Raw genomic sequence first — 11,851 nt, forward strand, 5'->3', positions numbered from 1 at the left:
GGATCAGTTGGCGGCCGCCAGCAGTCCGAGGATACGCCGGGCGGTCTCCGCGTCCCGTGCCGCGGTGAACGGCAGCGCGTTGCCGCCCGTGATGCGGAACGGCTCGCCGGCGACCGTGCCGCTCGCCCCGCCCGTCTCGTGGACCAGCAGCAGCCCCGCCGCGTGATCCCAGGCGTTCTCCCAGCTGAAGGCGACACCGTCCAGCTCGCCGGTGGCTATGTACAGATACTCCAGGCCCGCCGAGCCGCAGGGGCGCGGGACGACGCCGTCCGTCTCCAGGGCGGCCAGCACCCGCTTCTGCTCGTCGGTGGTGAAGTCGTAGTGCGATATCGCCACGTCCAGCGCCGCACCGGCTGCCGGGGCGCTCCGGCGCAGCGGCTGCCCGTTCAGCTCGGCGCCGGCGCCGCGGCGGGCGGTGGCCATCAGGTCCAGGGCCGGGGCGTACGTCCAGGAGGCGAGCAGCTCGCCGCGCAGCGCCAGGGTGACGAGGGTGGCGAAGCCGGGGTCGCCGTGCACGAACTGGCGGGTGCCGTCGACCGGGTCGACGATCCACACCGGCGCGTCGCCGCCCAGCGCCGCCAGTACGGCCGGATCGGCGTGCACCGCCTCCTCGCCGACCACCAGCGAGCCGGGCAGCAGGCTCGTCAGCGCGGCGGTCAGGTGCTCCTCGGCGAGCCGGTCGGCGACCGTGACGAGGTCGTGCGGGCCGTTCTTCTCCAGCACCTCGTGAGCGGCGAGCTGCCGGAACCGCGGCATGATCTCGGCCGCAGCGGCCTTGCGGACGGCGTCCTCGACGGCGGCCGGGTTCACCGCGCGCAGCACCTCGTCCGCCGTGTGCGCCGCGGCACCGCCCACCGCGCCCGTCACGTCCGTCGTGTCTCCCGTATCCGTACGAATCGCTTCGATCATGACTCCATCGAACCACGCCCCACTGACACAGCAGCTGGACGGAAGGTGAATTCCGGATGCCGGGGGCCGGGCCCGGCGGGGTACCGGCCACGTTCCGGGCAGGTGCTCGCCCCGTCCCGGCCCGGCCGTCCCGGCCCACCCGCCCCGCCCCGGCCGTCCCGGCCCACCCGTCCCGCCCGGCCCGGCCCCGGCTACCGCCCCACCGCGTACCCCTGCATCCCCCGCGGGTTCGCGGCCCCCGACAGCACCCCGGTCTCCGGATCCCGCGCCACCGCGGACAGCCGCCCCTCCGACCACGCGTCGCCGACCGTCACCGCGTGCCCGCGCCGCCGCAGCTCCCCGATCACGTCCGTGCCGAGGCGGGACTCGACGGTGACGCTGCCCGGCCGCATGGCGCGCGGGAAGAAGGATCCCGGGAAGGAGTCGTTGTGCCAGTTGGGGGCGTCGATGGCGCCCTGGAGGTCGAGGCCGCCGCGTACGGGGGCACGCAGGGCGGCGGCGAGGAGGAAGTGCAGCTGCCACTGGTCCTGCTGGTCGCCGCCAGGGGTGCCGAAGGCCATCACGGGCACGCCGTCGCGCAGCGCCAGGGACGGGGTGAGGGTGGTGCGCGGGCGGCGGCCGGGCGTCAGCGAGTTCGGCAGCCCCTCCTCCAGCCAGGCCATCTGGAGGCGCGTACCGAGCGGGAAGCCGAGCGCGGGGACCACCGGGCTGGACTGGAGCCAGCCGCCGGAGGGCGTCGCGGAGACCATGTTGCCCCAGCGGTCCACGATGTCGATGTGGCAGGTGTCGCCGCGTGTGGCGCCGCTCCGGTCGACCTCGGGGGCGATGGCGGGGGCGGCGCCGGGGGTGCCGGGAGTCGCCACCGTGGGCTCGCCCGCCCCGGCACCGGCGGCGCCCGGCGCGGCGGCGTCCTCCCCCGCCGCGACGGCCAGGGCGTGCTTGCTCAGCCGGGGCGTACGGCCGTCCGGACTGCCGGGCCGCAGCTCGTACGAGGCGTGCTCCCCGATCAGCGCCCGCCGCGCCGCGTTGTACTCCTCGCTCAGCAGCGTGCCGACCGGCACCTCGGCCGCGTCGCCGTACCAGGCCTCGCGGTCGGCCATGGCCAGCTTGCAGCCCTCGATCAGCAGGTGCACGTACTCGGGACTGCCGTAGGCAGGCAGTTCCGGTGGCAGCAGGGCGAGTTGCTGGAGCAGGACCGGGCCCTGCGACCAGCCGCCCGGCTTCGCCACGGTCCAGCCGTTCCAGTCGTAGGTGACCGGGTCCTCGTACGTCGCGGAGAAGGCCGCCAGATCGTCGCCCGTGAGGGTGCCGGCGTGCCGCTCACCGGAGGTGTCCATGGCGGGACGGGCCGCGAAGCCGGCCAGCGCCTCGCCGATGAAGCCCTCGCGCCAGATCCGCCGGGCCGCGTCGATCTGCGTCTCCCGGCCGGGTCCGGCGCCCTCCGCCTCGGCGATCAGGCGGCGCCAGGTGGCCGCCAGCGGCCGGTTCCTGAGCAGCCCGCCGGGCGCCACCGGCCGCCCCTCCGGCAGGTAGATCTCGGCGGACGATATCCACTCCGTCTCGAACAGCTCCCGGACCGTCGCCACCGTCTCGCCGACCCGCTCGACGGCCGGGTGCCCGTGCTCCGCGTACCCGACGGCGTACTTGAGCACCTCGCCGAGGGACTTGGTGCCGTGGTCCCGGAGCAGCAGCATCCACGCGTCGAACGCGCCGGGCACGGCCGCGGCGAGCGGTCCGGTACCGGGCACCAGCCCGAGCCCGAGCGAGGTGTAGTGCGCCACGCTCGCCCCGGCGGGCGCCGGCCCCTGGCCGCACAGCACCCGCACCGGCCCGCCGGCGGGCGCCAGAACGACCGGCACCTCGCCCGCCGGCCCGTTCAGATGCGGCTCGACGACCTGCAGCACGAACCCGGCGGCCACCGCCGCGTCGAAGGCGTTGCCGCCGTCCTCCAGCACGCCCATCGCGGACTGGGAGGCCAGCCAGTGCGTGGTCGCGGCCATGCCGAAGGTTCCCTGGAGGGTCGGGCGGGTGGTGAACACGGCTCTCGGTTCTCCTCGCGTCGTACGGACGGACGGGCGGTCTCTTTCCGCCCCTTCCCCCGCGCGGCCCCCGGAAATGCCCCGCACGCGCCCCTTCCTGATCACATTCACCGGGCGGCGGGCACCGCGAAATGGACTCGCCGCCACCTGCCGCCGCTCCGTAGGCTCCCGGTATGACCGGTACCGGACCCCTCAGCCCCACCAGCCCCGACAGCGCCCGGCGCCCCTTGGTGGCGATCCTCAGCGGAGCCGGCATCTCCACCGACTCCGGCATCCCGGACTACCGCGGGCCCCAGGGGTTGTGGCGGCAGGACCCCGAGGCGGAGAAGCTCGTCACGTACGAGTACTACATGAACGACCCGGAGATCCGGCGCCGCGCCTGGCAGCTGCGGCGGGACAGCCCGGCCCTCCGCGCCCGGCCCAACGCCGCCCACGAGGCGATCGCCCGGCTGGAGCGGTCCGGGGTGCCCGTCCGTGTCATCACCCAGAACGTCGACGGCCTGCACCAGCTCGCCGGCGTCCCCGACCGCAAGGTCCTGGAACTGCACGGCACGGGCCGTTTCGTCGTCTGCACCCGCTGCCACGCCCGGACGCCGATGTCCGAAGCCATCGCCCGGGTGGCCGCGGGCGACCCGGACCCGGCGTGCGCGGAGTGCGGCGGCATCCTGAAGTCGGCGACGGTGATGTTCGGCGAGCGGCTCGACCCGGAGGTGCTCGGTACGGCGATGAGCGTGGCCGAGGCGGCCGACGTGTTCATCGCGGTGGGCACGAGCCTCCAGGTCCAGCCCGCCGCCTCGCTCGCCGGGCTGGCCGCCGAGCACGGCGCGCGGCTGGTCATCATGAACGCGGAGCCCACCCCGTACGACGAACTGGCCGCCGAAACGATTCGCACCCCCATCGGCACCGCCCTCCCTGAGCTCCTCGCCACCCTCACACCCTGAGTGGCTGTCGTCCCCTGGGCGGCCCTCGAAGCCCTCAAGCCCTGGGCGGCCGCCCTTCGAACCGCCCCCTTTGCCGGGAATGCCACCGGCGGCGCTACGGTTGACCCGGCTGCCGGCCGCCCGGGCCGTGCGCCGGAACAGGACAGCGGGAGGATGCGCCGTGCAGGGCAAGCACCACGGTGAGTACAAGGTGCCGGGCGGCAAGCTCGTGGTCGTCGATCTCGACGTGACGGGCGGGACGCTGCGCGACGTCCGGGTCGCGGGAGACTTCTTCCTGGAGCCGGACGAGGCGCTCGGCGCCATCAACGCGGCACTGGAGGGCGCACCCGCCGACACCGACGCGCGCGGCCTGGCGGCCCGGATCGAGGCGGCGCTGCCGCCCGGCGCGGTGCTGTTCGGGTTCACGGCGGAGGCGGTGGGCGTCGCGGTGCGGCGCGCCGTCGCCCAGGCCACCGACTGGACGGACTTCGACTGGCAGGTCATCCACGAGGCGCCGCAGCCGCCCGCGCTGCACATGGCCCTGGACGAGGTGCTGACCGCCGAAGTGGCCGCCGGCCGGCGGCCGCCGACGCTGCGGGTGTGGGAGTGGGACCGCCCCGCCGTCATCATCGGCAGCTTCCAGTCCCTGGCCAACGAGGTGGACCCGCAGGGCGCCGCGCGGCACGGCGTGACGGTCGTACGGCGCATCAGCGGCGGCGGCGCGATGTTCGTCGAGCCGGGCAACACCATCACGTACTCGCTGTGCGTACCGGCCTCACTCGTCCAGGGCCTGACCTTCGCCGAGAGCTACGCCTACCTGGACGACTGGGTGCTGACCGCCCTCGGCGACATGGGCATCAACGCCTGGTACAAGCCGCTCAACGACATCGCCACCGACGCCGGGAAGATCGCCGGCGCCGCGCAGAAGCGCATGGTGGCGGGCGACGGGGCGGTCCTGCACCACGTGACCATGTCCTACGACATCGACGCGGACAAGATGGTCGAGGTGCTGCGGATCGGCAAGGAGAAGCTGTCGGACAAGGGCACCCGCAGCGCGAAGAAGCGGGTGGACCCGCTGCGCCGCCAGACCGGGCTGCCGCGGGCGGAGGTCATCGCCCGGATGATCGGCTCGTTCCGCGCGCGGTACGGCGGCAGCGACGGCAAGGTCTCCCCGGAGGAGATGACGCGCGCTCAGGAGCTGGCGGGCGGGAAGTTCAGCTCGCCGGAGTGGACGGCGCGGGTTCCGTAGGCGGGTTCCGCGGGCGAGGCGGGTTCCGCAGGGGAGTTCCGTGCGCGGCAGGCGGCGTCACAGCACCGGCCGGGCGGCCACCGCCTCCCCCGTCTCCTACGCCGCCGTGCCCAGCCGGAAGCGCGCCGCCACCTCGTCCGCGAGTTCGCCGGCCGGGCGGTCGCCGTCCATGGTGATCACCGTGTTTCCGTGGGCGGCGGCCTGGCGGCGCACCTCGGCGTCCCACAGTTCGTCCCGGGCCAGCCGCTTGGCCAGGGTGGACTCCGGGGCCCGGCTGCCCCAGCTGACCAGCGACCGCACCGGCACATTGCGGCGGGCGCGCAGCGCGGCCATCCGGAACTCGGGGGTGGGCAGCAGGAAGACCGCCTGGTCGGGGCGGGTGAGCAGCGGTGCGAGCTGGCTCGGCAGGTTGCCGAACCAGTCCACCAGGACGGGCCGGTCGGCGGGCATCGCGAGCAGGTCCTCGACCTCGAAGGCGAAGGTCTCGGCGACCACGCGCTGCGCGAAGCCGCACGCCTCGTCGGGGCTGCGGCTGTCCCACAGGGAGCCGGGCGGCTCGTCGCGGGCCGCGTGGAAGTGCGGGTGCTGCCGTGGGGTGCAGCGGGGCAGCCAGGTGTGCTGGGCCAGGTCACCGCGGTAGATCACGGCGCCGTGGCGCCGGGCCAGGATTATCGCCAGCGTGCTCTTGCCCGCTCCGGTGCCGCCGGCGATCCACCGCACGTGGGAGAGCCGGCCGGCCGCGGCGGTCGTCGTCCGGGCAGCAGGACCGAAGGGTGTTCCCGATGGAGGGCGCCTCATACGGTCCATGGTCCCCGCATCGGCCGTGCCGCTCCAAGGCCGCCCCGTATGGGGAGCATCAGGAGTGGGCAAAGAGTTGGCAGGGACGGTTGAGTCGGTGCGCGCCCCCGCGCGCCTCCGCGCGTTCTGTGCGCCCCCACCGGGACCGTGCGCCGGTCGGCACCGGGTCCGTGCGCCGGTCAGCGCACCGGGTCGTACGGGCTCAGGTCCAGCCCCGGGTCCCCGCCCGTCGCGAGCAGCGCGGCGACACGTCCCGCCCAGGGGCCGACGGTCAGGCCGGTCGGACCGAGGCCGTCGGCGACGACCAGGCCCGCCAGCTGCGGGACCCGGCCGAGCAGCGGTCGGGTGTCCGGTCCTACGGGGCGGAAGCCGACGCGGGTCTCCAGGTGGCCGGCGTCCGCCAGTCCGGGCGCGACGGCCAGGGCCTCGGTCAGCACCTCGGCCAGCCCGGCGGCCGTCACCCGGTGGTCGAAGCCGGTACCGGTCTCCCGGGTGGCGCCCGCCACGATCCGCGAGCCGTCGAACGGGACGAGATAGTGCCCGGTGCCTCGGGGCATGACGACGGGCCAGTTCCCGGTGTCCGTGCCGGGCAGCGACAGGTGGACGATCTGGCCGCGCTGCGGTGCGACCCGTACGGTGACGCCCGCCGGCGCCAGCAGCTCCGGCGCCCAGGCCCCGGCCGCGACGACGACGGCGTCCGCGGCGATGCGCTCGCCGTCCACCTCGACGCCGGTGACCCGGTCCGCCGTACGCAGCAGTGCCGCGCGGCCGGTACGCACATCGACGCCCCGGTGCCGTGCCTGCCGCAGCAGCGCGTCCCGCAGCCGCCCGCCGTCGACCCGCGCACCGGCGGCTATGCGTACGGCCCGGTAGCCGGGCGCGAGGGGCGGGAACAGCGCGCGTACCTCGGACTCGCCGAGGAGGTCCACTTCGCCGGTGTCCGCGGTGTCGCGCCGCCGTTCGAGCACCCGTCGGCGGATGCGGTGCAGGTCCGCGTCGTCGGCGGCCAGGGCGAGCGCGCCGACGGCCCGGTGGCCGAGGCCGTGCTCGCCTGCCTCGGTGAGTCCGCCGATCAGCTCCGGGTAGTACCGGGCGCCTTCCGCGGCGGCGCGGAACCAGTCCGGGTCGTCGTTCTCGGAGCCCCAGGGACAGATGACGCCCGCACCGGCCGCGGTCGCCTCACCGGGCGCAGCACGCCCGGCGAGCACCACGTCCGCCCCCAGTCCGGCCGCGTGCCAGGCGGCACTCGCGCCGACGATGCCCGAACCGACCACGGCGACGCGCATCTGCCTCTCCTCCCGGCGGGCGGCCGGCCCCGCGAGCCGGTCCGGTACGCATGACGACTCCGCGACTCCCTGGCTCCGCGGTCCGTCCCGGCAACCGCCGTAGCCGTCCCTCATCTTGGGTGATCGCGCCCCCTGACGGAAGAGGTCCACGTCACGCCGGGGCGTCTCGGGCACCTCTGTGCCGCCGCCTCAGCACCACCGCACGAGAACGCAGTTGCTGTACCAAGGGAGTTCCCGCCCGCTGCCCGGACGGCAGTGATGCACGTGCGAGAACACGAACGGGCTACTGCGGCAGTACTTGCCGAAAGGCACCGATCTGAGCCCGCGCAGTCCCGAAGACGTCGAACACGTCGCCCAGGAACTCAACGGCCGCCCACGCAAGACGCTCGGCTGGGACACCCCGGCCGAGCGTCTTCGTGATCTACTCACCACCTGGCACCAAGTGGTGTTTGTGACGCCCCCTCGAACCCAAGCACCGGCGGGTGTGTCCCGGGCCCTTCGTCTCACCGGCGGACCGGCCCGGCGGCGCCCCGCTCAGGCGTTGACCCGGGGGATGACATCCCGCGCGTACGCGTCGATCACCTCCTCCTTCGCGTCGTGCATCGCGTACAGCGCGAACTGGTCGACGCCCAGCTCCCGCAGTCTGCGCAACTTCTCGACGTGCGCGTCCGCCGTGCCGATGACGCAGAAGCGGTCGACGATCTCGTCGGGGACGAAGGCTGTGTCAGGGTTGCCCGAACGGCCGTGGTGGGCGTAGTCGTAGCCTTCGCGGGACTTGATGTAGTCGGTCAGCTCCTGCGGCACCGCACCCGAGTCCGTGCCGTACTTGGAGACCAGGTCGGCCACGTGGTTGCCGACCATGCCGCCGAACCACCGGCACTGTTCCCGGGCGTGGGCGAGCGCCTCCGGCGAGTCGTCCTCCGTGACATAGGCGGGGGCCGCGACACAGATCGTGACGTCGGACGGGTCGCGGCCGGCCGCCGAGGCGGCCGCGCGTACCGCCTTCACCATCCACTCCGTGAGGTACGGGTCGGCGAGCTGGAGGATGAAGCCGTCGGCCTCCTCGCCGGTCATCTTGAGCGCCTTGGGGCCGTACGCGGCCATCCAGACGGGCAGCCGCGCCCCTTCGCGCACCCAGGGGAACTTCACGACCATGCCGCCGCCCAGATCGGCCTCGTCGCCGCGGCCGAGAGCGCGGACGGTCTTCATGGTCGCGCTGATCCGCGCGAGGGTGTTGGGGGCGCGGCCGGCCACCCGCATCGCCGAGTCGCCGCGTCCGATGCCGCAGACGGTGCGGTTGCCGTACATGTCGTTGAGGGTGGCGAAGGTGGAGGCGGTGACCTCGGGGGTGCGGGTGGAGGGGTTGGTGACCATCGGGCCGACGATCAGGCGTTCGGTGTGCTCCAGGATGCGGCTGTAGATGACGAACGGCTCCTGCCACAGCACGCACGAGTCGAAGGTCCAGCCGTGGGTGAAGCCGGCCGCCTCCGCGCGTCGCATGAGGCTGACGACCTGGGAGGCCGGCGGGTCGGTCTGCAGAACGAGTCCGAAGTCCATGGTGACAGTCCTTCCGCGGTTCAGTTCAGGTACTGGCAGGTGCCGCGCGGGGTGTACGCGCCGTGCCCGTCCCGGCCGGTGAACTCGCGCGCGGTGATGACGGGTTCGCCGCGCGACAGGACCGTCTCGACCCGGCCGGTCAGGCGCCTGCCCTCGTAGGCCGAGTAGTCGACGTTCATGTGGTGGGTGGCCGCCGAGACGGTCTGCTCGGCGTGCGGGTCGTAGACGACGAGGTCGGCGTCGCTGCCCGGCGCGATGGTGCCCTTCTTCGGGTAGAGGCCGAACATCCTGGCCGGGGTCGCGCAGGCGATCTCGATCCAGCGCCGCCGGGTGAGGTGGCCGTCGACGACGGCCTGGTGCAGCAGGTCCATCCGGTTCTCGACGCCCGGCATCCCGTTCGGGATCTTGGAGAAGTCGCCGCGGCCGAGGTCCTTCTGTCCGGAGAAGCAGAACGGGCAGTGGTCCGTGGACACCACCTGGAGGTCGTTCGAACGCAGGCCGTGCCAGAGGGCCGCCTGGTGCTCCTTCGGCCGCAGCGGGGTGCTGCACACGTACTTCGCGCCTTCGAAGCCGGGTTCGGCGAGGTTGTCCGTCGACAGGAACAGGTACTGCGGACAGGTCTCGCCGAAGACCGGCAGGCCCTCGTTCCTCGCCCGCGTCAGTTCGGCGACCGCCTCCCGCGCCGACACGTGGACGACGTACAGCGGCGCTCCGGCAACCTGGGCCAGCTTGATCGCGCGGTGCGTCGCCTCGGCCTCCAGGAGCGCCTTCCTGACCTCGCCGTGGTACCGCGGATCGGCCTGGCCGCGCTCCAGCGCCTGCTGGACGAGGACGTCGATCGCGATGCCGTTCTCGGCGTGCATCATGATCAGGCCGCCGTTGTCACCGGCCCGCTGCATGGCGCGCAGGATCTGTCCGTCGTCGGAGTAGAAGACGCCCGGATACGCCATGAAGAGTTTGAACGAGGTCACGCCTTCGCCGACCAGCCCGTCCATCTCTTTCAGCGTGGACTCGTTCACATCCGACACGATCATGTGGAAGGCGTAGTCGATCGCGCATCTTCCGTCCGCCTTCGCGTGCCAGGCGTCCAGCCCTTCGCGCAGCGCGGCGCCCTTCGACTGCACCGCGAAATCGATGATCGTGGTGGTTCCGCCCCACGCCGCCGCCTTCGTGCCGGTCTCGAAGGTGTCGCAGGAAGCGGTTCCGCCGAACGGGAACTCCATGTGGGTGTGGGCGTCGACGCCGCCGGGGACGACGTACTTCCCGGTGGCGTCGATGACGCGCTCGGCGGCCCACTGCTGACTGCCCGGGGTGGCCAGTGCTTCGACACGGCCGTTCTCGACCAGCACATCGGCGTGCACTTCTTCGGCGGCGGTGACGACCAGGCCGCCGCGGACGACTGTACGGGTCATGCTTCCGGTTCTCCCTTCCACACACCAGTGGTGCTCGGCGGCGCCGGAAGGGACACGGCCCGGCGTGCTCTGCCGTCCGGGCGGCCCGCCCCAGGTGACGCCGCGTCATGACCGGTCTACACCCGTAGAGCGCGGCCGTGCAGCCGACCGTAGAAGCATGTCACCCACCGTGGCAACACCATGACCGCAGTTCAGGGGAGCCGGCGGGCGCCGGAACGGACTTATTTCATTGGTTGCGCAACTTGGGAACCTTGTCTTCGGCCGCCGCGTTGCCCGATGAGGGAAAGCACGACACACCGGACCGCACGCACACCCGACGACCGCACGCACCCGACGACCGATCCACACGCAACAGGAGACACAGCATCATGGGCGTCAGCCTCACCAAGGGCCAGAACGTCGTCCTCAACCAGGACGGCACTCCCCTCGCGGACGTCACCGTCGGCCTGGGCTGGGACGCCCGGCCCACCGCCGGCGCCGACTTCGACCTGGACGCCTCGGCGGTGGTCTGCGGCACCGACCAACGCGTCCTGTCCGACGCGCACTTCGTCTTCTACAACAACCTGACCAGCCCGGACGGCGCGGTCCGGCACACCGGCGACAACCTCACCGGCGCGGGCGACGGCGACGACGAGCAGATCCTCATCGACCTGGACCGGCTCGGCGAGGAGACCGGCCAGGTCGTCTTCACCGTCTCCATCCACGACGCCGAGCGGCGCGGCCAGAGCTTCGGCCAGGTCGAGGACGCGTACATCCGCGTGGTGGACAACCTGACGGGCCGCGAGATGTGCCGCTACGAGCTGTCGTACGACGCCGCGGGCGAGACCGCGATGGTCTTCGGCGCCCTCTACCGGCGCGGCGGCGAGTGGAAGTTCCGGGCCATCGGCCAGGGGTACGCGTCGGGGCTGGCCGGTATCGCCACCGATTACGGCGTCAACGTCGGCTGACCCCGGTACGCGAAAGGGCGCGCCTTCTCCGGGCGCGCCCTTCAGCCGTGCTTACAGGTGCGAGGCGATGGCCGGCATCAGGTCCTGGAACGTGCGGCCGTTGGCGGGCTCGCCGATGGCGGCCATCTCCCAGCCGCCGCCGGCCCGGCGCACCTTCGCCATGATCTGCGCGGTGTACGGGCCGCCGCCGGTCAGGGTGTAGCGGGCCAGCTCCTGGCCGTTGGTCTCGTCCACCAGGCGGCAGAACGCGTTCTGCACCTCGGCGAAGGTCTGGCCGGTGAAGGAGTTCACCGTGAAGACGATCTGGTCGACCCGGGCGGGCACCCGCTGGAGGTCGACCAGGATCGCCTCGTCGTCGCCGCCCTGCCCCGCGCCGCCCACCAGGTTGTCGCCGGTGTGGCGTACGGAGCCGTCGTCGCTGATCAGGTGCTGGAAGAAGACGACGTCGACGGGCTCCTGCCCGGCGAAGAGAACGGCCGAGGCGTCCAGGTCGATCTCGCGGGCCATCAGCTTGGCGAGGAAGCCCTTGCGGGCGGCGGCCTGCCAGCCGAGTCCCATCCGTACGACGCTGAGCTCGCCTCCGCCGGACTTGCTCAGACTGATCTTCTGACCCTTGTCCAGGTTCACGGTCATGTGCTGTCACTCCTGCGTCGGGATGGCGTGCCTTGGGCAGGCGGCGGCCGTCGCCACCGGCCGGGGATCAAAAATCTACAGCACTGTAGAGGTAATGGAGA

10 protein-coding genes and 1 pseudogene are annotated in these 11,851 nt (G+C 73.0%); 4 read left to right on the forward strand and 7 right to left on the reverse strand.

Annotation, left to right across the window (positions count from 1 at the left end):
- Positions 1 to 3 precede the first annotated feature (3 nt).
- On the reverse strand, positions 4 to 909 hold the full coding sequence (locus OEIGOIKO_RS06755; protein ID WP_125052792.1) for an inositol monophosphatase family protein: 906 nt from the start codon (positions 907 to 909) through the stop codon (positions 4 to 6).
- 191 nt (positions 910 to 1,100) lie between these two features.
- Positions 1,101 to 2,948: a gamma-glutamyltransferase family protein gene (locus OEIGOIKO_RS06760; protein ID WP_125052794.1), complete on the reverse strand. Its 1,848-nt coding sequence runs from the start codon at positions 2,946 to 2,948 to the stop codon at positions 1,101 to 1,103.
- Between the two features lie 173 nt (positions 2,949 to 3,121).
- Here OEIGOIKO_RS06760 and OEIGOIKO_RS06765 point away from each other — a divergent pair, with 173 nt between their 5' ends.
- Both OEIGOIKO_RS06765 and OEIGOIKO_RS06770 read left to right on the forward strand, forming a co-directional pair.
- A complete protein-coding gene (locus tag OEIGOIKO_RS06765; RefSeq protein WP_125052796.1) occupies positions 3,122 to 3,889 on the forward strand; it encodes an SIR2 family NAD-dependent protein deacylase in 768 nt (255 codons plus the stop codon).
- 160 nt (positions 3,890 to 4,049) lie between these two features.
- A complete protein-coding gene (locus OEIGOIKO_RS06770) occupies positions 4,050 to 5,117 on the forward strand; it encodes a lipoate--protein ligase family protein (RefSeq protein ID WP_125052798.1) in 1,068 nt (355 codons plus the stop codon).
- A gap of 96 nt (positions 5,118 to 5,213) precedes the next feature.
- Here OEIGOIKO_RS06770 and OEIGOIKO_RS06775 read toward each other — a convergent pair whose 3' ends face one another.
- Positions 5,214 to 5,915 carry a DEAD/DEAH box helicase family protein gene (locus OEIGOIKO_RS06775; RefSeq protein WP_125052800.1) on the reverse strand — a complete coding sequence of 234 codons (702 nt, stop codon included), beginning with the start codon at positions 5,913 to 5,915 and terminating at the stop codon, positions 5,214 to 5,216.
- 179 nt (positions 5,916 to 6,094) lie between these two features.
- Entirely contained in the window at positions 6,095 to 7,201 is a 1,107-nt protein-coding gene (locus tag OEIGOIKO_RS06780) for an NAD(P)/FAD-dependent oxidoreductase (protein WP_125052801.1), read from the reverse strand.
- A 268-nt stretch (positions 7,202 to 7,469) separates the two neighbouring features.
- Between OEIGOIKO_RS06780 and OEIGOIKO_RS06785 the strand changes: the two are divergent.
- Positions 7,470 to 7,634, forward strand: a pseudogene (locus OEIGOIKO_RS06785) (transposase); the annotation flags it as partial.
- Positions 7,635 to 7,735: 101 nt separating this feature from the next.
- Here the strand turns inward: OEIGOIKO_RS06785 and OEIGOIKO_RS06790 are convergent.
- Together OEIGOIKO_RS06790 and hydA are read right to left on the reverse strand one after the other, a co-directional pair.
- Positions 7,736 to 8,758 carry a TIGR03842 family LLM class F420-dependent oxidoreductase gene (locus tag OEIGOIKO_RS06790; RefSeq protein ID WP_125052803.1) on the reverse strand — a complete coding sequence of 341 codons (1,023 nt, stop codon included), beginning with the start codon at positions 8,756 to 8,758 and terminating at the stop codon, positions 7,736 to 7,738.
- Positions 8,759 to 8,778: 20 nt separating this feature from the next.
- A complete protein-coding gene (gene hydA / locus OEIGOIKO_RS06795; RefSeq protein WP_125052805.1) occupies positions 8,779 to 10,170 on the reverse strand; it encodes a dihydropyrimidinase in 1,392 nt (463 codons plus the stop codon).
- Positions 10,171 to 10,538: 368 nt separating this feature from the next.
- Between hydA and OEIGOIKO_RS06800 the strand changes: the two genes are divergently transcribed.
- Positions 10,539 to 11,117, forward strand: coding sequence for a TerD family protein (locus tag OEIGOIKO_RS06800; RefSeq protein ID WP_125052807.1), 579 nt, complete (start codon positions 10,539 to 10,541; stop codon positions 11,115 to 11,117).
- 51 nt (positions 11,118 to 11,168) lie between these two features.
- Here OEIGOIKO_RS06800 and OEIGOIKO_RS06805 read toward each other — a convergent pair whose 3' ends face one another.
- Complete coding sequence (locus OEIGOIKO_RS06805) at positions 11,169 to 11,750, reverse strand: TerD family protein (RefSeq protein WP_031009892.1); 582 nt, start codon at positions 11,748 to 11,750, stop codon at positions 11,169 to 11,171.
- Positions 11,751 to 11,851 lie beyond the last annotated feature (101 nt).

Origin of the sequence: Streptomyces paromomycinus (assembly GCF_003865155.1) — a bacterium.
GTDB classification, from domain to species: Bacteria; Actinomycetota; Actinomycetes; order Streptomycetales; family Streptomycetaceae; genus Streptomyces; species Streptomyces chrestomyceticus.

What these genes read in the sequence shown, in the direction of transcription:
- OEIGOIKO_RS06775 (WP_125052800.1), bottom strand. Translation starts at nt 5,915, where the DNA reads ATGAGGCGCCCTCCATCGGGAACACCCTTCGGTCCTGCTGCCCGGACG.
- hydA (WP_125052805.1), bottom strand. Translation starts at nt 10,170, where the DNA reads ATGACCCGTACAGTCGTCCGCGGCGGCCTGGTCGTCACCGCCGCCGAA.
- OEIGOIKO_RS06765 (WP_125052796.1), top strand. Translation starts at nt 3,122, where the DNA reads ATGACCGGTACCGGACCCCTCAGCCCCACCAGCCCCGACAGCGCCCGG.
- OEIGOIKO_RS06790 (WP_125052803.1), bottom strand. Translation starts at nt 8,758, where the DNA reads ATGGACTTCGGACTCGTTCTGCAGACCGACCCGCCGGCCTCCCAGGTC.
- OEIGOIKO_RS06805 (WP_031009892.1), bottom strand. Translation starts at nt 11,750, where the DNA reads ATGACCGTGAACCTGGACAAGGGTCAGAAGATCAGTCTGAGCAAGTCC.
- OEIGOIKO_RS06755 (WP_125052792.1), bottom strand. Translation starts at nt 909, where the DNA reads ATGATCGAAGCGATTCGTACGGATACGGGAGACACGACGGACGTGACG.
- OEIGOIKO_RS06800 (WP_125052807.1), top strand. Translation starts at nt 10,539, where the DNA reads ATGGGCGTCAGCCTCACCAAGGGCCAGAACGTCGTCCTCAACCAGGAC.
- OEIGOIKO_RS06780 (WP_125052801.1), bottom strand. Translation starts at nt 7,201, where the DNA reads ATGCGCGTCGCCGTGGTCGGTTCGGGCATCGTCGGCGCGAGTGCCGCC.